Source organism: Streptococcus oralis, from assembly GCF_016127915.1.
Lineage (GTDB): Bacteria > Bacillota > Bacilli > Lactobacillales > Streptococcaceae > Streptococcus > Streptococcus oralis_BO.
Genome location: NZ_CP066059.1, coordinates 167219 through 189811, shown reverse-complemented (window position 1 = coordinate 189811; position 22593 = coordinate 167219). Strand labels below are relative to the sequence as shown.

The following is a 22593-nucleotide window of genomic DNA, read 5'->3' as shown; positions in this document are numbered from 1 at the left end:
AGTCATTTGGCTTGCTTTTATTTTTCATTCCTTATGGTAAAACATTGGAATTTTTGATATAATTAGAGAAAAAGTGGAGGAGTTTATGTATGGGACGATACGATAGTGCTATTGCGAATTGTCATGCACAAATCCGTTGGATTCGTTTGGATATACGTACTTATGAGAATAAGATAAGACGGTTGGAATCTGCGAATGATTGTATCCAGAGTCAGATGGATGTTGTTAGTAAAAACAAGACTTCTGCGAGTGATTTGAATAAGCACTCTACAACTGATTTTCAAGGGACTCGTCGGGAAGATTTTAATAAAACGTTAGCAGGAATTTCCGATGCGATTACAACTTGGTTGACAGATACAGAAATGAATCGTAAGAGTATTCGCTTTAAAATATCAGAATATAATGGGAATATTGAAGATTGCCAGACCAAAATTAATAGTCTGAATAGCCAGATTGAATACTATCATCGCTTGAATAGGGAGGAGGACTAGTATGTCAGGTCAAGCAGAAATATATGTCCAAACAGAAGAATGGGCTGGACAGGTCGGACATTATCATTCGGGTGTTGCCTCTGTTCGTCCACTATCTACTCTTCCTTTTTCCTATACAGATTTGTCTCCTTTTAAGAACTTTAATCAAGCCATTCAGAATTTAAATACATCTGTCATAAAATATCGAACTTATGTGAATTCTCAATCCTCTAATATGCTTAGGGTTTCTGAGAATAAGTTGTTGGATGATCGTTCAGGAGCAGATGGATTTCAAGATGGGATTCGATTAAAATGAAGACAGCAGAACAAATTTGGAAAGAGTATTGTGACGGTAATACGGCATTTCCCACTACAGATTTTTTACATCAGATAGCTTTTATTTTAAAAAATCGTCCAGAGGTATTGGGCGCAATCGTAAAAGCTTTTTTGGATAAAAAACCAAACTATATTTATCATCCGCGGATTGGTGCTGATATTGAAGTGACTTTTTTACCGAAAGAAGTGTATATTTGTCGGAACGAGACAGAGATTACGTTATCTAAAAGTGAGTTTGTCCATTTTTTAGATGGGGTTGATAAGGTTTATAGCGATATTCTTCCCTTGGGCACATTGGTTGAGATTGATAAGGAGCAGTTATCTCAAGAGCTAGTAGTGTCACTTTTAGGCGATGAGCCACTTTATGTCATGATTATGGGGCGAAAAGTCGTTTTCGACGGAGCTTATGTGGATTATTTAGCACAGTTCTGGCCTCTTGGTCTTCAAGCAGAGCTTCCACCGATGGCTATTCATAAGACCATGATCAAACGAATCATCGCTCAGGGTTATGCGGAATCAGAAAAAGAAAGTTCCTATGTGGGTCAATTACGGGAAATATTAATGAAAACAGCTATTCCTTCCCACTTTTATCTACGATTACAGGAGGAGTTAGACGATGAAAATCAAGCGTAGTGAGTTGGAAAGTTTAAAGGATTTTCTCTATAAGCAGACCCAAGCTTTCGAGTCTGATTTGGCTGAGGCACAGTCGACTGCGCAGAGTCTTGCCTCGAGTCAAGCGCTGCGTGGTGATGTCAAGACTGCGATTAACCATGAGTTGAACTATTATAACCTCCCTCTCCTTCAGGGTTATGTGGATTATTCTAATCTGCTTTATACTGAGTTTGACAATCTGATTTCTGACTTTGAATCAACAGTCGGTGAGAAAAGCGCAACAGCTGTAATCAACAGTGAGGCCTTAACTAGCTTGAAGCAGAGTGTGGATGGTCTCCATTCCTCCATTGTCCGGGATATGGATGCGACGAATAAATATTATACGGAAATTTCTGACTTGATCTCACTGAAAGCTCCCAGTAAGGATAAGTTGAGTCGGGCTATTGAGGCGTCGAAACAGTCGCTCTCAGAGACGGAGAAGCGCCTGACTGCCTTCAATGACAAGCAGGCCACAAGTGAGTTAGATGAGATTTTAAACAATCAAAATAAGGGCTTAACGAAGGTGAGTGGGACGGTTACCATGGCCAGCCCTTATCGTAATCCTGAAGCGCTAGCTATCTATCGTAATCCTCATTTCAAGAAGGCGGTAAACCGTTATCACCAGAAAGTGGATAGTCTAGCAAGGGCTTACTTCCAGAAGAATCATCCAGGCGTTGCATTTGACAAGGACAAGGCAGGGATTGAGGAATTGCAGGCTCTTTCGAGGGAGGTGACTAAGAAGGCGGAGTATGGAGGGGAAGGAAAAAATCAAACTTACACGTTAGAGGAAGCCGTGAAAGATTTCGCTGAAGGCTTGACGCCAAGCGAATTTTCTAAAGAAACTATAGGAGCTTTTTTGGATCATGTTAAAGGGAAAGTTATTGAGGAATCTAAAAATATAGGTCGTTCACTGGCGGCGACTTTGCAACCGCGTGATGCCGCAGGAAGATTTATAAAAGATAGTTCAAAAATTAGAAATTGGCTAACTAGCACGCTGAAAAAAATACCGAATTCTACCAGTAAAGTTCTTGGAAATGTTGCTAAATGGGGTGGAAGAGGACTTGTTGCTCTAGGAATGTGGTCAGAAGGAAGTGACCATTATAAAGAATACCATAATGTTGGTAGAGCAGTTAGTTATGGCTTAACGGCTGGAACAGCTGGCTGGGTAGCCGGTCTTGCTGTGGGTTCAGCTTTGGCTGGAGCTCCAGTTGTTGTTGGTCTAGTTGGAGCTGTTGTGGTTGGTTCTGCTGTTTCTGTAGGTGTAAAAGCTCTGTATAAAAATGTAAAACCATTTAGAGCTGTAGTTGATGGTGCAGGAGATCTTTTAAACGGAATAGGAAAAGGAATATCTAATATCGGAAAATCATTTAGCAATCCACTCAAAGCAATTAAAGGAGTTTTTGGATAATGGAGAAAAAAGCTAACTATGTAGCCCGTGTAGTGGGGCGGCTGGATAACCGTTATTATCTAATAGAAGTCCATAACCGTCTTTATGTAATAGATTATTTTAATCCAAAGGACATCCGGAATTATTTGTGGAGATTTAATGCGTATAATAATACGGAATACTTAATTTATGATGTGACGGAACAAGTTGAACAGTATGAAGTAAAGCCATTTAATATATGGTTAGAAAATTTTAGGAAAGTATTTGATATTGTGTCTATTGCTTTGGTATTTTGGCTCTTATTCTTTCCTCCAAAATTCGCAAATAATCCCATGATTTTTTCTTCATGGCGAATTATTCTTATTTTATTTTTTATAGGAGCTTTGCTAATTTTTCTAGTTTTAAATTTAGGAATGGATAAAACTCTTAAATTTAATTTTCAGGATGCATTATTATTACGAGCTACAATAAAAGAAAATAAGAAAGGATCTAATTCCTCATTTTTTAAGGTTATTCAACATTTAATAACTTTTATATTGCTTTTCTCAGGGTGTCTTTTCATTGGGATTTTCAATTCAAATTATCTCACTCTGCTATTATTTACCTTTATTGGAGGTTATTCAATTTTATTTATCTATGCTATGTCAATACAATATAATTTAAATCGTTTTAAATTTCATATTATTAAAAATACATAGGAGGCATAAAATGTTATTACCATTAGGAAGTATTGTTTACCTAGCAGATGGTAACCAGAAAGTTGTTATTATTGGTCGTGGAATGATTGTTAATCAGGAGGGAACAGATGTTGTTTTTGACTATACAGGCTCTGTTTTTCCAGACGGTCTCAATCCAGAAGAGATTTATTATTTTAACGAAGAAGATATTGACGAAGTCATATTTGAAGGTTACCGTAACGATGAAGAAGAACGCTATGCAAAGCTTTATCTACAGTGGTTGGAGGAAAACAAGGAGAAAGTGGTAAAAGGAAGAACGAAATAGTATCATTTTTATACTATTATTTTTACCAGAGTAGCTTTACAGAGTCCGTTGTCGGAGTGGATGAGTACAACTACTTCACCAGCCGAGAAGGCTATCGTATTAAGCTTATCAGTGAATAAAAGCGAGTCATTTGACTTGCTTTTATTTTCCATTCCTTATGGTAAAACATCAGAATTTTTGATATAATTCTATTAACTGTAAGATTTAGTCAAAAGAGGTATAAAGATGAGTGATTTTGAAGAAAAGCGGCTTGCTAGTAATGCTTATAATCGAGCGCAAGCGAGTCGCTATGAAAGTTTGGCGAATCAGTACCAGAAAGCATACGATAAGAAAAAAGCAGAGATTGAGAAGTTAGAATCTGCTAGAAAAGAACTTTCTAAGCAAATTCAATCCTATAGTGAGTTCCGCAATACAGTTTCTCAATACTCTACAACTATTTCTACAGATACCTTTAAAGGGACAAGACGTGATACATTTGATAAGACTTTATCGAAAATTGCGACGACGATGAATACGCATCAAAATGATCATGAAATGAATTTGGCGAAGTTGGATGCAGAGATCGCAAAGCGAAAATTGGAGCTAGGCGATTTAGGTGGTGCTATTGGAAGTGCTTGGAATGCGGTTGAAAGCTTCTTGGCAGCTATTTTTTAGGGAGTAGGATAGATGGATAAAATAGGAATCAGTTCGGCTTCTTGGCAACGTGTTGTTACCTCAGCACGGACTAAGGTCGCATCTGTATCAGACATTCAAGTGACAAAGATTGGAAAAACTACCTTGAATCGGATGAAATCTTTTGAGACCCTTCAAGAACAAGCGAAAAAAATTCTGAGTGATTATAAGGATTTTGAAATGGAGCGTACTTCTCAAATGATTACGGTTGGTGAGAAGATTGTGGCTGATGATAAAGCTATGGCCGGTCAGTTTGATAAGAATACAGCCAATGTGAGGTTTAAGTAATGGTTCAATACGATAAGAATAAGATTTTTACAAGTATTATTACTAGCCGTACGAGAGAGACATTCGAAGTAGATGATACTTTGATTCAACTTGGTCAACAATTAGGAATGCGTCCGCAGATTTTGAAGGGACTCTATAAGGCTCTGAGAAAACTGGAGGATATCTATGAGTATGTGCCAAGTTTCGGTGCAACTTTTACTTGTCATTTTGATTATGAGAACCAGGAAGCTCAGATCCATTATAATCAACTAGATCAACTATTTTCCATCACGGATTTACAGGATTTTATGGGGATTGTGGACAGTGTCTACAGTCCTATTTATCCTTTAGGTTCTGTTGTTGAGCTAGATTTGGAGCTCTTACCAGAGGAACTCCAGAAGAGCTTAGCGGAGGGGCCAGGACCACTCGTTACGATTTCAGGCCGTAAGATGCCTCTTCAAGAAGGATTTGATGACTATGTGGTAGACTACTTGGCTCGCATCTGGCCCTTGGGTGAGATGCCTGGAATGGATGCTTTTTTCGTAAGTAACATGATGATTGAGCGACTTCGTTTTGAAGGTTACAGTGACGACTGGGAAAGTCAGTTTACAGAGGATGTTTTACGTGCGACTCAGCTCTCCCAGCAACAAGTATCGACTGCCTTTATGCGCAGTGAGGATTTTGTTCGGTATTATGAGCCGTATTTAAACACGGAGGAAGACTAATGGGATTTTATGTCGATATTGCGGAGCTTCAGAAAGCCCAAGAGGCCTATATGAAGATGGTCGCAACTGCTCAGAGTCAGTTGGATACCGCTAAAAATGGGATGAATGCCATCATCACCAGTAATTCCATGCATGGAGAAGTTGGGAAAGCGATTACGAATGAAATCAATAATGTTCATAACCCCGTGATTGTTGGCTTAAAGAATGGCTTAGAATTTCTAGGTTCTGAGTTTTCCAAGACGATCACGGATTTTCAGAATCTTGTTGGCGAAACCTCTGCAACAGCAGTTTTAGCAGAAGAAACTTTGGATGATGCGGTCAAGAAGCTAAATGAAGCCGATGAAAAGCATAAGGTGATGGATACCAATTTCAAGAGTATCTATGATGGTATTTCGAGTCTCTATCACCTGAGTGCTCCCTTAAGCAGCACCTTCTATACTAATACCCAGACAGCTCGGAAGTATGTTCAGGATACGAAGAATAAGGTCAATGCCTTTGATAAGATGACGACAACCAGCAGTGCAGAGCAACTTTTTAGTGCTTTAAGTAGCCAGATGGTGGCTGCTGGAAGAGTGAAGAGTCTGAGTTATAGTGATCCTATTTTAACCAACTTTGTGGCGCATGAAGATCTCGGTAAAGCGATTTATGAGATGGATCAGCAGTATGCGAAAGCCAAGGCAGAAGCGATTGAGGCTGCTAAACGCAAGGCAGAACAAGAAGCCGCTGAGCGAGAAGCTTCTTATCGCCGTCATCACCCCATCCAAGCCTGGCTGAAGGATCGCTCGAATGGGATTGGTTCCTGGTGGGGCGATGTTGTTGAGGGAACACGAAATCTGCCTATTCCACAGGACTTGAAAGATACACTCCTGTTTGCGGAAGGTTTTATTGGTTCAGCTGGAAGTATGGTTTCAGATACTGCCATCGGAGCTGTAGATTTGACTCAGATCATTGGCATTGCTAGTATTGATGGCGTCAATCGCTTAACAGGAGGTCGAACTCCAGAGTGGATGAAGCGGGACTTGCAAGGAACGGCAGATAACCTGTCTAGCCTTGCGGAGTTAGGAGTAGGAACTTACACTGCTCTGACGGATCCAGGAGCAGCTATGCGTGGCCAGGATCCCAATGCTAGTTATGCGGATAAGGCAGCTTATCGTGCTCAGGAGACAGGGAAAGCCCTCTGGGATAAAGTTACCCATATGGATGCCTATGATGCAGGAGGCTTGACCTTTGAGATTGCCAGTCTTTTTGTCGGTCCAGCAGCTGTAGGTAAGATGGCTAAGGGGACCAAGCTAGGAGCTAAGGCAGCTGAGATGATTCAGTTAGCCAAGAACAGCACCAAGGCAAGAATTCTCGCAAATGTCGAAAAATGGGGTTCAAAGGTTGACAAGATTCTTGCGAAGAGCAATAATGTCATTGGAAAATTTGGCGAGAAATTATTAGATACCCGAATCCCAGTCGGCATTCGTAAAAAGGCATTTGCCTTTGCGGGAGGTATGGGCTCAATGCCTACCTTCAGCGTCGAGAGTAAGACTCTGCGTGATGTGATGCACTTCTCAAGCAAACATGCGGATGATGTAGTGAGAGTGGCAGAGAAGCCCTTTGATAAAGAGCGGATTCTTGAAAATATTAGGCAAAGTCGACTTGCACGGGAAAGTTCGAAGTTTGGGGAGTATTTAAGAAAAGAAAATCAAATTAAATACCCTACAGGTATTGATGGTAGTGTAAAAATAATAGAGAAGGCTGACCTTCCATCATGGATTGTGGATTCATTTCAGGATGGACAATATCGGACGGTAGTGACAACAGAAGAAGTAACTGTTTATCGTACATTTGGAGGGAATGCAAAACAAGAGGGAAGTTTTGTAACTTCCAGCCCTGCAAAAAATAGAATTCAAGCGAAGATTGATACTGCATTACTTCCCGAATGGAAAAATACTCGAATGTATGAAGTAGAGATTCGAATTCCTAAAGGAGAAAAACTGAGTATTGGAAAAGTTGCGCCACAGAAGATTTCTTCATCAGGGACTGTTCTAAAAGGCGGTGCGGACCAAATATTATTACCACAGGGATGGTCGCAGGATTGGGTTGTGAATGTAAGGACTGTCCCTAATTAAGGAGTAGATTATGAGTATGAAATCAATAGAGATAGCCAATAAAATTTTAGAAATAATGGATGAACAGTATCCTTCAGAAATACAGGAGAAAGGAGCAATTAACACTCTTTATACCATTATTAGATCAATAAAGGAAACAGAAACTATCCCATCGAATGTTCATCTTAAGGATCATGCACGTATGTTGATAGATGCAACTGCTAATTATAATTTAGAAATCATCTACCTACTTCAAGATTTAGATAAGGAATTGAAAAAGAATGAACATAAAAGATAGTTTACAACATTTTTCATCGAATCGAACAGAAGAGAATAGGTCGAAACTTCTTTCAGATATGGAGAAATGGACGCTGTTCGCCCCTATAAGATGGATAGATAAGCAGACGTTCCGCATTCTCCATATTCAGGATGGAACAGAAAATTTTTATCTGCCGATTTTAACGAGTCAAGAAGAGCAACTGCCGCCTATAAGTGATAATAATTCAATTCTTTTGGAATCTGTTCGCCTATCTGATTGTATACAGTTACTTCTGTCTAATCATCAAATAGCTGGAATTGTTCTAAACCCTATGTCTGATAATGTAGTCCTTCCATCGGCATTATTCTACGGACAGAATACGACGGAAAAGCAAGTATCATTTGGGGTTCCAAGTAAAGATTATTCTTGGCTGACAACTCCTTTAATTTCATTCTTACAACAGAATACGGGTGTTCGGACGGTCTACCTATTGATGGTTGTTAGAGAGAATCAACCAGTAGCAACGCTCGTTGTAGATGGTGAAGAAAAAGATTGTCTTGCTATTGTTGATTATTTAAATCATCAGCAGTATTCTGAAGCTATTGATATTCTTCCCCTACAGACAGCTTTTTCAAAAGAAATCATTAAAGATGTTTCTCCTTTTTATACTAATCTATAGTACCATCTCTTCAAGAAGGATTTGATGACTATGTGGTAGACTACTTGGCTCGCATCTGGCCCTTGGGTGAGATGCCTGGAATGGATGCTTTTTTCGTAAGTAACATGATGATTGAGCGACTTCGTTTTGAAGGTTACAGTGACGACTGGGAAAGTCAGTTTACAGAGGATGTTTTACGTGCGACTCAGCTCTCCCAGCAACAAGTATCGACTGCCTTTATGCGCAGTGAGGATTTTGTTCGGTATTATGAGCCGTATTTAAACACGGAGGAAGACTAATGGGATTTTATGTCGATATTGCGGAGCTTCAGAAAGCCCAAGAGGCCTATATGAAGATGGTCGCAACTGCTCAGAGTCAGTTGGATACCGCTAAAAATGGGATGAATGCCATCATCACCAGTAATTCCATGCATGGAGAAGTTGGGAAAGCGATTACGAATGAAATCAATAATGTTCATAACCCCGTGATTGTTGGCTTAAAGAATGGCTTAGAATTTCTAGGTTCTGAGTTCTCCAAGACGATCACGGATTTTCAGAATCTTGTTGGCGAAACCTCTGCAACAGCAGTTTTAGCAGAAGAAACTTTGGATGATGCGGTCAAGAAGCTAAATGAAGCCGATGAAAAGCATAAGGTGATGGATACCAATTTCAAGAGTATCTATGATGGTATTTCGAGTCTCTATCGTCTGAGTGCTCCCTTAAGCAGCACCTTCTATACCAATACCCAGACAGCCCGGAAGTATGTTCAAGATACGAAGAATAAGGTCAATGCCTTTGATAAGATGACGACAACCAGCAGTACGGAGCAACTTTTTAGTGCTTTAAGTAGCCAGATGGCAGCTGCTGGAAGAGTGAAGAGTCTGAGTTATAGTGATCCTATTTTGACCGACTTTGTGGCGCATGAAGATCTCGGTAAAGCGATTTATGAGATGGATCAGCAGTATGCGAAAGCCAAGGCAGAAGCGATTGAGGCTGCTAAACGCAAGGCAGAACAAGAAGCCGCTGAGCGAGAAGCTTCTTATCGCCGTCATCACCCCGTCCAAGCCTGGCTGAAGGATCGCTCGAATGGGATTGGTTCCTGGTGGGGCGATGTTGTTGAGGGAACACGAAATCTGCCTATTCCACAGGACTTGAAAGATACACTCCTGTTTGCGGAAGGTTTTATTGGTTCAGCTGGAAGTATGGTTTCAGATACTGCCATCGGAGCTGTAGATTTGACTCAGATCATTGGCATTGCTAGTATTGATGGCGTCAATCGCTTAACAGGAGGTCGAACTCCAGAGTGGATGAAGCGGGACTTGCAAGGAACGGCAGATAACCTGTCTAGCCTTGCGGAGTTAGGAGTAGGAACTTACACTGCTCTGACGGATCCAGGAGCGGCTCAGCGTGGTCAGGATCCCAATGCTAGTTATGCGGATAAGGCAGCTTATCGTGCTCAGGAGACAGGGAAAGCCCTCTGGGATAAAGTTACCCATATGGATGCCTATGATGCAGGAGGCTTGACCTTTGAGATTGCCAGTCTTTTTGTCGGTCCAGCAGCTGTAGGTAAGATGGCTAAGGGCACGAAACTCGGAGCTAAGGCAGCTGAGATGATTCAGTTAGCCAAGAACAGTACCAAGGCAAGAATTCTCGCAAATGTCGAAAAATGGGGTTCAAAGGTTGACAATATCCTAGCGAAGAGCAATAATGTCATTGGAAAATTTGGCGAGAAATTATTAGACACCCGAATCCCGGTTGGCATTCGTAAAAAGGCATTTGCCTTTGCGGGAGGTATGGGCTCAATGCCTACCTTCAGCGTTGAGAGTAAGACACTACGTGAGGTTAGACAGTTCTTTAGTAAACATGCGGATGATGTAGCAAGAGGTCTAGGTGGTTCTGGGAAAGCTACGGCCACTTTTAAAGGTGAACTTACTGCAGAGAATATAACAAAAGAATTATTACAAACTAAACCTAAAAACTCTCCGACACCACAAAAATGGATGGATAAAGGTGGGAAAATTGAAATACTTGAAGACGGTACTTGGGTATATACAAATTCTGAGGGTATTACAATAAAATATATTGATGGATTTCCTGATTTTAAAAACGGTATTCCACCACAAGTTAAAAAAGAGTTTGTGATAGAGGGTGGCTTTGAGGGAAGGTCGAAAGACTTTTCCAAGGCAGGAGATGCAGGTATTGGTAATACTTGGCATCATCACCAAGATGGAAAAACGTTGCAAGCGGTTGATAGGGCTATGCATAGGCAATTTACTCATCGAGGTGGTATATCAATTATGAAAGGAAATAAATAAAAATGACAATGAAGCTTGATAGGTTTGGATTCGCCAATGAAGAAGCAATTTCAATATTAGAAAATAAATTTGAAGTAGTTTTACCAGAAGATTATAAAAGATTTTTATTACAAGAAAATGGTGGTAGAAATACAGCTTATAAATATAAAAATTTAGTAAGAATTTCTCAAATTAGTGAAGAAATTAATATTGATGTAATGTTCGGTGTTGAAACGAATATGAAAAATGCAGATATCGAACAGTGGACTAGTGAGTATCGGGATGATTTATTCCCAAATTCAATCATTATTGGGGATACTATTCAACATGGCTTCATAGTGTTCTGGCTGAGCAATGATGATAATGCTGGAATTTATTACTATGATGATACATATGAATTTGAATCGTCTACTGATGATGTGAATGCCTATTTTTTGGCAAACTCATTTAGTGAGTTTTTAAGTATGGTAGAAAATTAGTGAATAGGTCGTTGAGGGAACACGGAATCTACCGCTTCCTCAAGGGATGAAAGATACACTCCTGTTTGCGGAAGGTTTTATTGGTGCAGCTGGAAGTATGGTTTCAGAGACTACCATCGGAGCTGTAGATTTGACTCAGATCATTGGTATTGCCAGTATTGATGGCGTCAATCGCTTAACAGGAGGTCAAACTCCAGAGTGGATGAAGCGGGACTTGCAAGGAACGGCAGATAACCTGTCTAGCCTTGCGGAGTTAGGAGTGGGAACTTATACTGCTCTGACGGATCCAGGTGCGGCTATGCGCGGTCAAGACCCTAATGCCAGCTATGCGGATAAGGCAGCTTATCGTGCTCAGCAGACCGGAAAAGCCCTCTGGGATAAAGTTACCCATATGGATGCCTATGATGCAGGAGGCTTGACCTTTGAGATTGCCAGTCTTTTTGTCGGCCCAGCAGCTGTAGGTAAGATGGCTAAGGGGACCAAGTTAGGAGCTAAGGCAGCTGAGATGATTCAGTTAGCCAAGAACAGCACCAAAGCAAGAATTCTCGCAAATGTCGAAAAATGGGGTTCAAAGGTTGACAATATCCTAGCGAAGAGCAATAATGTCATTGGGAAATTTGGCGAGAAATTATTAGATACTCGAATCCCAGTCGGCATTCGTAAAGAGGCAGTTGCCTTTGCGGGAGGTATGGGAACCATGCCTACCTTCAGCGTTGAGAGTAAGACTCTGCGTGATGTGATGCACTTCTCAAGCAAACATGCGGATGATGTTGTGAGAGGTTTAGGTGGTTCTGGGAAGGCGGAGAGAGTCACACAAGCTGTCAATAATATGTCGGAGTTTTTTGAAACAGAATTTGGACAAAAGATTGTGGGAAGCCTTAGAAAGACTAAGAAGAAGTATGACGGGCAGAGTGTTTATGAGGTGACTAAAGATATAGATGATATTTTGAAAAAAGGAGATAAATTGTACTTAGATGGTCTGCATAAAGATCATTTTGAGGTATTCAATAAAAGAGGTAAAGTAAAGGATGTTCTTAATCTTGATGGGACTTCTAATAGTAAAAAATTTAATTTAGCTTCTGGAAGGAGATTAAAATGATTAGTTCAGAGTTAAAAGATGTAATGAAACGATTGACTATTCTTAATGAGAACAATAAAGGTGTGCTACTTAGAGAAGAAAGTATCAGAGATATAGACAATACGATAAATATCTTTCTAAAAAAATATGAAGATCGTTTTTATGAAGGATTAAGATTGTTTAACAAGATAGACATTACTACAATTTCCTCTTCAGAGAATTCAGATTATACTATTGCTTTCTATAATCTATTAACTGGAATTAGGGGGATAATCGATTGTTTTGATGACTTTGATGATATTTTAGTTGAATTGAATAAAAACTTCATGTATCAAAGTGGCGAAATCACAAAAGAAGAATGGGAAAGTTCAGGGGAAGTAGTCTTGGATGACGAAGAAAATGAATTTGGAGATTGAAGAATAGATATTGATTCCTCGCTTTTTATGTTCACTAGGAGGAAGGCTAATGGGATTTTATGTCGATATTGCGGAACTTCAGAAAGCCCAAGAGGCCTATATGAAGATGGTCGCAACTGCTCAGAGTCAGTTGGATACTGCTAAAAATGGGATGAATGCCATCATCACCAGTAATTCCATGCATGGAGAAGTTGGGAAAGCGATTACGAATGAAATCAATAATGTTCATAACCCCGTGATTGTTGGCTTAAAGAATGGCTTAGAATTTCTAGGTTCTGAGTTTTCCAAGACGATCACGGACTTTCAGAATCTTGTTGGCGAAACCTCTGCAACAGCAGTTTTAGCAGAAGAAACTTTGGATGATGCGGTCAAGAAGCTAAATGAAGCCGATGAAAAGCATAAGGTGATGGATACCAATTTCAAGAGTATCTATGATGGTATTTCGAGTCTCTATCACCTGAGTGCTCCCTTAAGCAGCACCTTCTATACTAATACCCAGACAGCTCGGAAGTATGTTCAGGATACGAAGAATAAGGTCAATGCCTTTGATAAGATGACGACAACCAGCAGTGCGGAGCAACTTTTTAGTGCTTTAAGTAGCCAGATGACGGCTGCTGGAAGAGTGAAGAGTCTGAGTTATAGTGATCCTATTTTAACCAACTTTGTGGCGCATGAAGATCTCGGTAAAGCGATTTATGAGATGGATCAGCAGTATGCGAAAGCCAAGGCAGAAGCGATTGAGGCTGCTAAACGCAAGGCAGAACAAGAAGCCGCTGAGCGAGAAGCTTCTTATCGCCGTCATCACCCCATCCAAGCCTGGCTGAAGGATCGCTCGAATGGGATTGGTTCCTGGTGGGGCAATGTTGTTGAGGGAACACGAAATCTGCCTATTCCACAGGACTTGAAAGATACACTCCTGTTTGCGGAAGGTTTTATTGGTTCAGCTGGAAGTATGGTTTCAGATACTGCCATCGGAGCTGTAGATTTGACTCAGATCATTGGCATTGCTAGTATTGATGGCGTCAATCGCTTAACAGGAGGTCGAACTCCAGAGTGGATGAAGCGGGACTTGCAAGGGACGGCAGATAACCTGTCTAGCCTTGCGGAGTTAGGAGTAGGAACTTACACTGCTCTGACGGATCCAGGAGCAGCTATGCGTGGCCAGGATCCCAATGCCAGCTATGCGGATAAGGCAGCTTATCGTGCTCAGGAGACGGGGAAAGCCCTCTGGGATAAGGTCACCCATATGGATGCCTATGATGCAGGAGGCTTGACCTTTGAGATTGCCAGTCTTTTTGTCGGCCCAGCAGCTGTAGGTAAGATGGCTAAGGGGACCAAGTTAGGAGCTAAGGCAGCTGAGATGATTCAGTTAGCCAAGAACAGCACCAAAGCAAGAATTCTCGCAAATGTCGAAAAATGGGGATCAAAGGTTGACAATATCCTAGCGAAGAGCAATAATGTCATTGGGAAATTTGGGGAGAAACTATTAGATACCCGAATCCCAGTCGGCATTCGTAAAGAGGCAGTTGCCTTTGCGGGAGGTATGGGCTCAATGCCTACCTTCAGCGTTGAGAGTAAGACTCTGCGTGATGTGATGCGCTTTTCTAGCAAACATTCGGATGATGTAGTGAGAGTGGCAGAGAAGCCCTTTGATAAAGAGCGGATTCTTGAAAATATTAGGCAAAGTCGACTGGCGAGAGAATCATCAAACTTTAAAGAGTATGTGGCTAAAGAAAAGGACTTCTTTGAAGGCATTGCTAAAAATAAGAGATTTGAAGCATTTGGAAAAGGAGAATTATCCTTTGATGATGTCTTATCAGACTATGCTAAATTGTATGCTGAATTAGTAAATAATAATGAAAAATGGACCTGGTCTAAAAACTTTGTTAATAGCAATAAAATTACTAAAGGACAAAAGCAATTAATTAAAAATCTTGCTATACAGGAAGGTTATATACCTAAAGTAAAAGTAACACCGGCTGAAGGAATGAGGTATGGATTTGCAGATTTTGAGGGAGCAAATCTAGTGCAAGAAACTGTTCAGCTCCCCAAAGAATTATGGAAGAAGACTGATAGAGATCAATTTAAGTGGTTAAATGAAAAGATCGGTGGATTTAGAGAAGGGATGACTTGGCATCACACAGAAGTACCAGGAAAAATGGAGCTAGTTCCCTATGGCATACATAATATAACATTGCATAATGGTGGCCGATCAGCGGGTCTTTGGGCATATGCACCAAGATGATTCTGATATTGATTTTTAATGAGGTGTATGTAATTCTTGTATAGCGCTGCTAATATATATTGAATGTGGTATTCATTCTAAATACAAAAAGAAAGGAAAAAATTAGAAAGTGGAAGATATTAGAACGGTAATCCTCCCTTTGCCTAGTATTGAATTGGTTAAGGAAAAGGAGGAAGAATGGTGCATTGAGTTACCGAGTTCCTTTAAGGAATTCATAATCAGATATAATGGGATAATTCCTAAAAAGAATCTTTTTAAAATCAGTGATGATAAAGAGTATGTTATAGAAAGATTCCTTTGTATTTTAGATGATTTTGAAGAGAATTCCCTAGGAATGTACGATATTGATGTTATATGGAGTCCAATACTAGAAATTTTAAGTGTGGATCCAGATTCTGTTGGTGTAGAACTATTACCAGTAGCAACACTGTTCGGTGGTGATTTTATATGTTTAGATTATAGAGAAGGGACCCAGAACCCCAAGGTATGTTATTGGAAGCGTGAGGATTCATACGAATGGCATCCTAGTGTAGAGTTTGTTTCAGATACATTTGAAGAGTTTTTAGGAATGCTATATTCTGAAGATGATATTGCAAATAGCTAGTATTTGGTTACGGAATCATGCTTTTGAGTATATGTTAAGAGTAATGCACAAAATATAATGTAGGAGTTCTATTTATGAGTGATAAATTCCTTGAGTCATTTATTGAAAAAACTTTTTATAATGAGCTATTTAGTAAGTTGAAATCTTACATCTCTCTTCATAGGGATGAAATAATGGTTAAATCCTATACTCTATCTTCGATATCCTATAAAGCGCTAAATGATTTTAGCGTCAAGAGTGTTTTAAAAGGACTTGGATTCTTACTACGACGAAGTCGTCAACCAGAAAGTCTTGAAAGATTGGTGTAGCATTTATGACAGCAAGTACTCGCCAAGCAACTATGGCGATATCAAAATTGAACCCCAGCGGGAGAATTGGTAGTAAGTTGTATAAGAAACTATGAAATAACTTTCAAACAGTTTTACTCATTTTTATTAGGGTGTTTGGAATAAGACAGTATACTTTTCGTTCAAAAGTGTTATTTAAATGTTGATTCATTCACTTTCATTCTACAATATAGAAGTTTGCTAGCACCACATGTCGAATGTGTGAGTTTGTTAGTGAAACGTGGATAATTCTCAAAACATAGAGAGTAAAACTCCATTATTTAGAGATATCATACTAAACTGTTTTTATGGAGGTGTTTTTTTGATAAAAAGCAGACCTGAGTTTGACGAAATCGCATCGTTTGCTGAGTTTAATAAATACTACTGGTACCGTGATGAACTTTCAAAGATATGCAAGTCATTAGGACTTGAATATAGAGGTACAAAACAGGAACTTAATGATATAATTGAGCAGTACTTTAAGGGGAATTTGATTAAAAAATCATCAATAAAAAGGAATAAGAAACGAGTAGAAGTCCTCACCTTAAATACTCCCTTACTTGAATGTGGATTCTCTTTTAATGCATACTTTAGAGAATATTTCTCAACTTTAACAGAAGTTTCACCGTTTAAATTTACTGCTGATATGGCTACTGCTTGGAGAAAAGTAAAAAGCGACAATGATTTGAGTTTCACAATACAGGATATGCTAAAAGTTTATTATGGAAATTCAGATTATACCAAGTATGATCATTCAATTTGTCAATGGAACCAATTTCTAAAGGATTTCTGTGCAGACGAAAATAGTCACAATTACTCGAATAAACTAAAAGTAGCTTCTATTCTTTGGAAAGAAGTTAGAAATTCAAGTAATGAAAAAATATATTCAAAAAATCTTTTGACTGAATATGCTGATAAAATAAACGAGTATGGCAAGTAGGATATTATTTATTTGCTTAACAACCAATTTTAAAAAAGCCAATACAAAAAAGTAAGACAAATAAGGTCTTTGATATAAGAATTGATTTAACTCAGAAAAAGTTTGAAAGGTGAGTATGAAAGTAAAATTTAAAGAAACGAATAAAGTATTTTTCAAAATAGTAGAAGTAGGGGGAGAAAAGTATATTCTAGATTTGACGACCGTTAGCCCCAAATCCTATTTCTGGGGTTCTCTTCCCGATGAGATTACTGCAAAAATGCAAAAGTTAGATAAAAGAGATACGCGTTTTGAAAGTGTGGCTCCAACTATGAGTAAATCAATTGGTGCTGCAATTGGTGTAGCAATAGGGGGGTCTGGCTATCGGCTAGTGACGAATTTTTTTAGAAATAATGGGATTAGTCACAATCTTCCTTTAAAGATAGGTTTATATGGTCTGTTCATATTCCTAGCTTATCTTGCTTTCTGGTTCATTGCCATAAGAGCTCGTCATAGCGTCCAAAAAAGACTTGAGAATAAAGTTTCAAACTATCAAATAACCTTTAAACCAGTTGGAAATAAACGTCAATTAAAACATTACAAACTTCTTCCTTTTATCCTTGTTCCGACTCTTGGATGTTTTGCATTCTATCTATATACTGTTAATGGAACAGAGGGAGCCTTACTTGTTGTTAATAGTATTCTATTGTTGGGATTTTTTACAGTGATTTTAGGCATGTCACCACTCCGAGAAGGTGTCGAAAAGCAAGAGATTATTTTTGATAGAATAGAGAAGTTATAAATTAAGCTAAAAGCCGTTTTATGATCCTCTTTTGCAGGTCACATTGGGCTATTTTATCAGAAAATTAGGGAACTGATTAGAGAGAATTCTGTTAGTCAATGACTCATTTAAGGTTCAGAACTGCTCTCGTAATGCCGCATTATAATTTAGAAAAGGAGTAAAATGAATTATCTAGAAATACGCAAGAAATATGGATTTTATAGAAAAGTTGCGATTGTTTTGGCTGTTCTTCTCAGCCTTTTTGTAGCTTGGATGGTGAAAGATAGGACTATTCAAACCCTTTGTATTTTTTTCATAAATGCACTCTTATTTCTTTTTATTGCACTAATCAGAAGAGGGTATGTAAGGAGTAGCACTAAGTTACTACATATGGACTTAGATTTACCATCTTGGAAGCAATACATTGAATTGAAGAAAGTTGCAAAAAGAGCTATTATAAAAATGGATGTGACGCTAACATCTGTTGTCTATTCCTATATGATTGGTGATTTTGATGCTGCCATTAAGGAGGCTTTTGAAGCAATGACTAATCAAAAACTGAAGCCGAAATACAGGGATTTCTTTGAGAGTTACCTCATTCGCTCGAGTATTCTTGCGCATCCTGAGCTAACTAGGGACTAACTTGAACTTATGTTAAACAAAATGTCCATATCAGATCCAACTCTAGCTGAGAAAACAAAATGCGTGAGCAGTGCGCTCTACGATTTAACAATTACTCATCAAGCCAATGATTACTTTGAAGACTTGGAAAACGAATTTAAATATCAACAATTGGAAATCACTTACTATCAAGCTTTGAACTCTAAATTAAAAGGAGAGGTGAGCAGGGCGAATGAGTTGTTTAGAAAACTTGCTCAAGAAGATGAACAGCTCTATATCGTTCAGAAGTCTAAAGAATTTTTAAATAGTGAATCTATTAATTAGCGATGAATAAGTACAGAAAAGGATAAAAAGGACTAAGTGTGAAATCAAATAAATTATTGCTAATAAACGGAGTTATTTCTTTAATTGGAGCTTTAACGATTACTTACCTTTCTTCTAAAATGTGGAAATTTGAAATCATTTACTGGGTGATACCTAAGCTTGTTAGACTTTCTAGTTGGGATGGAATCTACTTTTCAACTTGTTTAATATTGCTGTTTTTTGGTTTTGCAGCATTCCTTCTTCATGATGAGGAATCAAAAGTCAATAAGAAGACTTATCAGTTTCTTTTGATTGCATCGATTATTGGTTTTATTCCAATATTAGCTGGATTTTCCAGTGTGTTCGCATTTGTTTCAGCTATTTTATACTTAATGGATTATATAAAATTGTCGAAAAAGTAAAGTAGTGAATTGCTAACAATAAGTATTTATTCTTGTTTAAGTTGAGGTTAGTGCTTGATACATTAACGTCTCTATTCTAGTTAGTGGATGTTTCAAGCATTTGGATGGCGTTTCCATAACTCAAGTGATATAATTAGTTACTAGAATTTTTGTAACTATTAAAGGAGTATTATCAATGAAAAAAGCAATGTTAATTATCAACCCTACCTCTGGTGGGGAAAAGGCCTTGGATTATAAGGTCAAACTGGAGAATAAAGCAAAAGATTATTTTGAACACGTGGAAACCAAAATTACCGAAAAGGCGCTGGATGCAACACACTTTGCTGAGGAAGCTTCTCGTGAGCAGTACGATGCAGTGGTTGTTTTCGGTGGAGACGGAACTGTCAATGAAGTTATTTCGGGTATTGCTGAGAGAGACTACACTCCGAAGTTAGGGATTATCCCTGGCGGTACGGGCAACCTCATTACCAAACTGTTGGAAATCAATCAAGACATCGATGGCGCGATTGATGAACTCGATTTTAACTTAACCAATAAGATTGATATCGGTAAAGCGAATGACAACTATTTTGGTTATATCTTTAGTATCGGTTCTCTGCCTGAGGCGATTCACAATGTGGAGATCGAAGACAAGACAAAATTCGGTATTTTAGCCTATGCTGTAAATACCATGAAGTCTGTGATGACGGATCAGGTATTTAACATTAAGATTGAGACAGAAAATGGAAATTATGATGGTGAAGCGAGTCATGTTTTGGTTCTCTTGACAAATTACTTCGCTGATAAGAAAATCTTTGAAGAAAACAAGGATGGCTACGCCAATATTTTGATTCTAAAAGATGCTTCTATATTCTCAAAATTATCCGTCATTCCTGATTTACTAAAAGGGGATGTTATCGGAAATGATAATATTGAGTATATCAGAGCACGTAATATTAAAATCTCTTCAGATAGTGAATTGGAGTCAGATGTTGACGGCGATAAATCGGATAACCTACCTGTAGAAATCAAAGTCCTAGCTCAACGAGTAGAAATATTTTCAAAACCGAAAGAGTAGAAGGTAAAAATTAGTTTATTGTTCACAACGAAATTAAGTTCTATATCAACGATTGGAGGAGAAATGAATTCTCTATTTGATGAATTTCGAACAATTTGTTTTCATTTAAACCAAGTCGGAATCACTCCGACGCTCATGGGGTCTTTGGGGTTTGAATACCGTTCAAATGAAGAATGGGGGCCGTCTGACATTGACATTCATGTGCCTGGTGACCCTAGAGGTTGGGAAGCACCTGATCATCTCAGGATTTATGACTGGGACAAGATAATGAAAGTGATGAATCACTTAGGCTATACCTTAATAGATATTCATGAGCATGAATTCCAAAAAGATGGTGTGAGTGTTGAATTTGGGAGTATCGATTCATTACCTGATTTTGCAGGAGTTTCGGAATCAGATATAGAGTTGATTCATCTCGAGGATATCACGTTTCGTGTTCCAAGTTTAGAACAGTATTTCAGTATATACAAGGCTTCTTCCCAAGATTCCTATCGAAATGACCACAATAACAATAAGGATTTTAAAAAGATAGAGTGGCTGGAAAGACATTTGTAAATCATCATTCAGAAAGTAGTAGCTATTAAGACTTACTGCTTTTTTATATTCTCGAAAACAATCCACTCAAAACTACGGACTAGTCTTGAAAATAAAATTTTAAAGTAGTATACTAGAATAACAAAGATGAAAACGTTTGCGTTGTAAAGAGATTCAAAGTAAACTAGGAGACAGATACAATGGAATTAACTGCCATTTACCATAGACCAGAGTCGGAGTATGCTTATCTTTATAAGGAAAAGATAATGCATATTCGTATCCGGACTAAGAAAGATGATATTGAAAGTATCCATTTGCATTATGGAGACACTTTTATCTTTTTAGAGGACCATTATGAAGCAAGCAAGGCGATGGTCAAAGTAACTTCCGATGCCTTATTTGATTACTGGCAAGTGGAAGTTACGGTTGGCTATGCGCGACTCCAGTATCTCTTTGAACTCAAGGATAAGCAAGGTCAGAAGATCTTATATGGCGATAAGGGGTGTGTTGAAAACACGCTAGAAAACCTTCATTATGAAGGAAATGGCTTTAAAATCCCGTATATCCATGAGATTGATGCTTGCCATGTTCCTGACTGGGTAGTAGAGACGGTATGGTACCAGATTTTCCCAGAGCGCTTTGCTAATGGCAATCCTGAGATTTCTCCCGAAGAGACTCTGGCTTGGGATTCATCAATCAAACCGAAAACGAGTGATTTCTTTGGTGGTGATTTACAAGGCATCATTGACCATCTGGATTACTTGCAAGATTTGGGGATTACAGGCCTTTATCTCTGTCCGATTTTTGAATCCCCAAGCAATCACAAATACAATACGACGGATTATTTCGAAATTGACCATCATTTTGGAGATAAGAAAACCTTCCGTAAACTGGTGGATGAGGCTCATCAGAGAGGGATGAAAATCATGCTGGACGCTGTTTTCAATCATATCGGGGATCAGTCTCCGCAGTGGCAGGATGTTCTCAAGCATGGTGAAAAGTCGGAATATAAAGACTGGTTCCATATTCAAGAGTTCCCAGTGACCAAGGATAAGCTTGGAAATCCAAGAAAACTCCCTTATCATACCTTCGCCTTTGCCAGCTATATGCCCAAGCTTAATACGGCCAATCCTCAAGTGAGGGACTATTTGCTAAGCGTTGCGACCTACTGGATTGAAGAGTTTGATATTGATGCTTGGCGCTTAGATGTAGCTAATGAAGTAGACCATCATTTTTGGCGAGATTTCCGTAAGGCCGTTTTGGCTAAAAAGCCTGACCTTTATATTCTTGGAGAGGTCTGGCACACTTCTCGGCCCTGGCTAAATGGCGATGAATTCCACGCAGTCATGAACTATCCTCTCTCTGATAGCATCAAGGATTATTTCTTGCGTGGGACTAAGAAGACACCTCAATTCATCGATGAGATCAATAGTCAGTCTATGTACTATAGACAGCAGATTTCGGAAGTGATGTTCAATCTCTTGGATTCGCACGATACGGAGCGGATTTTGGCTACTGCCAAGGGAGATGTCCAACTCGTTAAGTCTGCCCTTGCTTGTCTCTTTTTACAAAGAGGGACACCGTGTTTCTACTATGGAACTGAGTTGGAGTTAGGTGGCGGACCAGACCCAGATTGTCGCCGTGTCATGCCTTGGGACCGTGTTTCAGACAGTAATGACATGCTGAACTTCATGAAGAAATTGATCCAGCTTCGTAAGAATGTTTCAGGCATTATCCAACATGGAACTTATAGCCTAAAAGAAATCAAGCCAGATGTGTTATCTCTGTCATGGGATTATGATGGACAAAAAATCCAAGCTATTTTTAACCAATCGGCTGAAAACTATCTAGTAGATAGTGATGCTGTAGCGCTAGCCAGTCATTGCCAAGAACTAGGACAGCAATTGAAAATTTTGCCTAAAGGTTTTATAATCCGATAAAAATCGTACTCAAAAAGACTGTGATGAATGGGTAATTCGTACAGTCTTTTTTTGACTT

The 22593-nt window shown here is 38.9% G+C and carries 27 protein-coding genes and 1 pseudogene; all 28 read left to right on the top strand.

The genetic code is table 11. The annotated features are described in order from the left end of the window. Positions 1–89 precede the first annotated feature (89 nt). The 28 genes and pseudogenes from I6H78_RS00920 (at position 90) to I6H78_RS00780 (ending at position 22535) form a co-directional block, all read left to right on the top strand. A complete protein-coding gene (locus I6H78_RS00920; protein ID WP_000534139.1) occupies positions 90–491 on the top strand; it encodes a YwqH-like family protein in 402 nt (133 codons plus the stop codon). A 1-nt stretch (position 492) separates the two neighbouring features. Continuing rightward, positions 493–786, top strand: a complete 294-nt coding sequence (locus I6H78_RS00915; protein ID WP_000016523.1) for a hypothetical protein — start codon at positions 493–495, stop codon at positions 784–786. Then, the gene (locus I6H78_RS00910) at positions 783–1439 is read left to right on the top strand and encodes a DUF4176 domain-containing protein (RefSeq protein WP_000844685.1); all 657 of its coding nucleotides are present in this window, start codon (positions 783–785) and stop codon (positions 1437–1439) included. Before I6H78_RS00915 ends, I6H78_RS00910 begins: the two co-directional genes overlap by 4 nt. Then, positions 1423–2865 (top strand): T7SS effector LXG polymorphic toxin, encoded by a 1443-nt coding sequence (locus I6H78_RS00905; RefSeq protein ID WP_198459641.1) that lies wholly within the window; start codon positions 1423–1425, stop codon positions 2863–2865. The genes I6H78_RS00910 and I6H78_RS00905 overlap by 17 nt, the downstream gene beginning before the upstream one ends. Then, positions 2865–3542: a hypothetical protein gene (locus I6H78_RS00900; protein ID WP_198459640.1), complete on the top strand. Its 678-nt coding sequence runs from the start codon at positions 2865–2867 to the stop codon at positions 3540–3542. Before I6H78_RS00905 ends, I6H78_RS00900 begins: the two co-directional genes overlap by 1 nt. 10 nt (positions 3543–3552) lie before the next feature. Then, positions 3553–3846 carry a DUF4176 domain-containing protein gene (locus I6H78_RS00895; RefSeq protein ID WP_000926358.1) on the top strand — a complete coding sequence of 98 codons (294 nt, stop codon included), beginning with the start codon at positions 3553–3555 and terminating at the stop codon, positions 3844–3846. Between the two features lie 225 nt (positions 3847–4071). Then, a complete protein-coding gene (locus tag I6H78_RS00890) occupies positions 4072–4500 on the top strand; it encodes a DUF5082 domain-containing protein (protein WP_001279021.1) in 429 nt (142 codons plus the stop codon). A gap of 12 nt (positions 4501–4512) precedes the next feature. After that, positions 4513–4806 (top strand): hypothetical protein, encoded by a 294-nt coding sequence (locus I6H78_RS00885; protein ID WP_000357787.1) that lies wholly within the window; start codon positions 4513–4515, stop codon positions 4804–4806. Further along, positions 4806–5510 (top strand): DUF4176 domain-containing protein, encoded by a 705-nt coding sequence (locus I6H78_RS00880; protein ID WP_198459639.1) that lies wholly within the window; start codon positions 4806–4808, stop codon positions 5508–5510. The genes I6H78_RS00885 and I6H78_RS00880 overlap by 1 nt, the downstream gene beginning before the upstream one ends. After that, the gene (locus I6H78_RS09335; protein ID WP_232619936.1) at positions 5510–7624 is read left to right on the top strand and encodes a T7SS effector LXG polymorphic toxin; all 2115 of its coding nucleotides are present in this window, start codon (positions 5510–5512) and stop codon (positions 7622–7624) included. The genes I6H78_RS00880 and I6H78_RS09335 overlap by 1 nt, the downstream gene beginning before the upstream one ends. A 10-nt stretch (positions 7625–7634) precedes the next feature. Continuing rightward, positions 7635–7901 (top strand): MerR family transcriptional regulator, encoded by a 267-nt coding sequence (locus tag I6H78_RS00860; protein ID WP_198459638.1) that lies wholly within the window; start codon positions 7635–7637, stop codon positions 7899–7901. Further along, complete coding sequence (locus tag I6H78_RS00855) at positions 7885–8541, top strand: enhanced serine sensitivity protein SseB C-terminal domain-containing protein (RefSeq protein WP_198459637.1); 657 nt, start codon at positions 7885–7887, stop codon at positions 8539–8541. The genes I6H78_RS00860 and I6H78_RS00855 overlap by 17 nt, the downstream gene beginning before the upstream one ends. Before the next feature lie 32 nt (positions 8542–8573). Then, positions 8574–8819, top strand: a complete 246-nt coding sequence (locus tag I6H78_RS00850) for a DUF4176 domain-containing protein (RefSeq protein ID WP_004181369.1) — start codon at positions 8574–8576, stop codon at positions 8817–8819. Next, positions 8819–10834: a T7SS effector LXG polymorphic toxin gene (locus tag I6H78_RS00845; protein ID WP_198459636.1), complete on the top strand. Its 2016-nt coding sequence runs from the start codon at positions 8819–8821 to the stop codon at positions 10832–10834. The genes I6H78_RS00850 and I6H78_RS00845 overlap by 1 nt, the downstream gene beginning before the upstream one ends. Before the next feature lie 2 nt (positions 10835–10836). Continuing rightward, positions 10837–11292: an SMI1/KNR4 family protein gene (locus tag I6H78_RS00840; RefSeq protein WP_198459635.1), complete on the top strand. Its 456-nt coding sequence runs from the start codon at positions 10837–10839 to the stop codon at positions 11290–11292. Positions 11293–11338: 46 nt separating this feature from the next. Continuing rightward, on the top strand, positions 11339–12391 hold the full coding sequence (locus I6H78_RS09330; RefSeq protein WP_232619935.1) for a hypothetical protein: 1053 nt from the start codon (positions 11339–11341) through the stop codon (positions 12389–12391). Beyond that, entirely contained in the window at positions 12388–12786 is a 399-nt protein-coding gene (locus I6H78_RS00830) for a hypothetical protein (protein WP_004262746.1), read from the top strand. Before I6H78_RS09330 ends, I6H78_RS00830 begins: the two co-directional genes overlap by 4 nt. 49 nt (positions 12787–12835) lie before the next feature. After that, positions 12836–15031 (top strand): T7SS effector LXG polymorphic toxin, encoded by a 2196-nt coding sequence (locus I6H78_RS00825; RefSeq protein ID WP_198459634.1) that lies wholly within the window; start codon positions 12836–12838, stop codon positions 15029–15031. A 109-nt stretch (positions 15032–15140) separates the two neighbouring features. Then, positions 15141–15635 carry an SMI1/KNR4 family protein gene (locus I6H78_RS00820; protein ID WP_000389501.1) on the top strand — a complete coding sequence of 165 codons (495 nt, stop codon included), beginning with the start codon at positions 15141–15143 and terminating at the stop codon, positions 15633–15635. Between the two features lie 246 nt (positions 15636–15881). Then, positions 15882–16016: pseudogene (locus I6H78_RS00815) on the top strand (TipC family immunity protein); the annotation flags it as partial. A 267-nt stretch (positions 16017–16283) separates the two neighbouring features. Further along, positions 16284–16901, top strand: a complete 618-nt coding sequence (locus tag I6H78_RS00810) for an SAP domain-containing protein (protein ID WP_000597683.1) — start codon at positions 16284–16286, stop codon at positions 16899–16901. 115 nt (positions 16902–17016) lie between these two features. Further along, entirely contained in the window at positions 17017–17679 is a 663-nt protein-coding gene (locus I6H78_RS00805) for a DUF443 domain-containing protein (protein ID WP_084859945.1), read from the top strand. A 162-nt stretch (positions 17680–17841) separates the two neighbouring features. After that, positions 17842–18300, top strand: a complete 459-nt coding sequence (locus I6H78_RS09325; protein ID WP_001108323.1) for a hypothetical protein — start codon at positions 17842–17844, stop codon at positions 18298–18300. Positions 18301–18309: 9 nt separating this feature from the next. After that, positions 18310–18603 (top strand): hypothetical protein, encoded by a 294-nt coding sequence (locus tag I6H78_RS09320; protein WP_002874562.1) that lies wholly within the window; start codon positions 18310–18312, stop codon positions 18601–18603. A 38-nt stretch (positions 18604–18641) separates the two neighbouring features. Beyond that, positions 18642–19004 (top strand): hypothetical protein, encoded by a 363-nt coding sequence (locus I6H78_RS00795; protein ID WP_198459633.1) that lies wholly within the window; start codon positions 18642–18644, stop codon positions 19002–19004. Positions 19005–19179: 175 nt separating this feature from the next. Beyond that, the gene (locus I6H78_RS00790; protein WP_198459632.1) at positions 19180–20061 is read left to right on the top strand and encodes a diacylglycerol/lipid kinase family protein; all 882 of its coding nucleotides are present in this window, start codon (positions 19180–19182) and stop codon (positions 20059–20061) included. Between the two features lie 63 nt (positions 20062–20124). Next, a complete protein-coding gene (locus I6H78_RS00785; RefSeq protein WP_198459631.1) occupies positions 20125–20616 on the top strand; it encodes a phosphoribosylanthranilate isomerase in 492 nt (163 codons plus the stop codon). Positions 20617–20795: 179 nt separating this feature from the next. Beyond that, complete coding sequence (locus I6H78_RS00780; RefSeq protein ID WP_198459630.1) at positions 20796–22535, top strand: glycoside hydrolase family 13 protein; 1740 nt, start codon at positions 20796–20798, stop codon at positions 22533–22535. The last annotated feature ends 58 nt before the right edge of the window (positions 22536–22593 follow it).

Excerpts from the sequence above, each read along its gene's own strand:
- I6H78_RS00780 (WP_198459630.1), top strand. The coding sequence starts at position 20,796 with ATGGAATTAACTGCCATTTACCATAGACCAGAGTCGGAGTATGCTTAT.
- I6H78_RS00840 (WP_198459635.1), top strand. The coding sequence starts at position 10,837 with ATGACAATGAAGCTTGATAGGTTTGGATTCGCCAATGAAGAAGCAATT.
- I6H78_RS00900 (WP_198459640.1), top strand. The coding sequence starts at position 2,865 with ATGGAGAAAAAAGCTAACTATGTAGCCCGTGTAGTGGGGCGGCTGGAT.
- I6H78_RS00890 (WP_001279021.1), top strand. The coding sequence starts at position 4,072 with ATGAGTGATTTTGAAGAAAAGCGGCTTGCTAGTAATGCTTATAATCGA.
- I6H78_RS00880 (WP_198459639.1), top strand. The coding sequence starts at position 4,806 with ATGGTTCAATACGATAAGAATAAGATTTTTACAAGTATTATTACTAGC.
- I6H78_RS00885 (WP_000357787.1), top strand. The coding sequence starts at position 4,513 with ATGGATAAAATAGGAATCAGTTCGGCTTCTTGGCAACGTGTTGTTACC.
- I6H78_RS00805 (WP_084859945.1), top strand. The coding sequence starts at position 17,017 with ATGAAAGTAAAATTTAAAGAAACGAATAAAGTATTTTTCAAAATAGTA.
- I6H78_RS00920 (WP_000534139.1), top strand. The coding sequence starts at position 90 with ATGGGACGATACGATAGTGCTATTGCGAATTGTCATGCACAAATCCGT.
- I6H78_RS00790 (WP_198459632.1), top strand. The coding sequence starts at position 19,180 with ATGAAAAAAGCAATGTTAATTATCAACCCTACCTCTGGTGGGGAAAAG.
- I6H78_RS00785 (WP_198459631.1), top strand. The coding sequence starts at position 20,125 with ATGAATTCTCTATTTGATGAATTTCGAACAATTTGTTTTCATTTAAAC.
- I6H78_RS00845 (WP_198459636.1), top strand. The coding sequence starts at position 8,819 with ATGGGATTTTATGTCGATATTGCGGAGCTTCAGAAAGCCCAAGAGGCC.
- I6H78_RS00915 (WP_000016523.1), top strand. The coding sequence starts at position 493 with ATGTCAGGTCAAGCAGAAATATATGTCCAAACAGAAGAATGGGCTGGA.
- I6H78_RS00855 (WP_198459637.1), top strand. The coding sequence starts at position 7,885 with ATGAACATAAAAGATAGTTTACAACATTTTTCATCGAATCGAACAGAA.
- I6H78_RS00830 (WP_004262746.1), top strand. The coding sequence starts at position 12,388 with ATGATTAGTTCAGAGTTAAAAGATGTAATGAAACGATTGACTATTCTT.
- I6H78_RS00910 (WP_000844685.1), top strand. The coding sequence starts at position 783 with ATGAAGACAGCAGAACAAATTTGGAAAGAGTATTGTGACGGTAATACG.
- I6H78_RS09330 (WP_232619935.1), top strand. The coding sequence starts at position 11,339 with ATGAAAGATACACTCCTGTTTGCGGAAGGTTTTATTGGTGCAGCTGGA.
- I6H78_RS09320 (WP_002874562.1), top strand. The coding sequence starts at position 18,310 with ATGTTAAACAAAATGTCCATATCAGATCCAACTCTAGCTGAGAAAACA.
- I6H78_RS00860 (WP_198459638.1), top strand. The coding sequence starts at position 7,635 with ATGAGTATGAAATCAATAGAGATAGCCAATAAAATTTTAGAAATAATG.
- I6H78_RS00905 (WP_198459641.1), top strand. The coding sequence starts at position 1,423 with ATGAAAATCAAGCGTAGTGAGTTGGAAAGTTTAAAGGATTTTCTCTAT.
- I6H78_RS00895 (WP_000926358.1), top strand. The coding sequence starts at position 3,553 with ATGTTATTACCATTAGGAAGTATTGTTTACCTAGCAGATGGTAACCAG.
- I6H78_RS00825 (WP_198459634.1), top strand. The coding sequence starts at position 12,836 with ATGGGATTTTATGTCGATATTGCGGAACTTCAGAAAGCCCAAGAGGCC.
- I6H78_RS09335 (WP_232619936.1), top strand. The coding sequence starts at position 5,510 with ATGGGATTTTATGTCGATATTGCGGAGCTTCAGAAAGCCCAAGAGGCC.
- I6H78_RS09325 (WP_001108323.1), top strand. The coding sequence starts at position 17,842 with ATGAATTATCTAGAAATACGCAAGAAATATGGATTTTATAGAAAAGTT.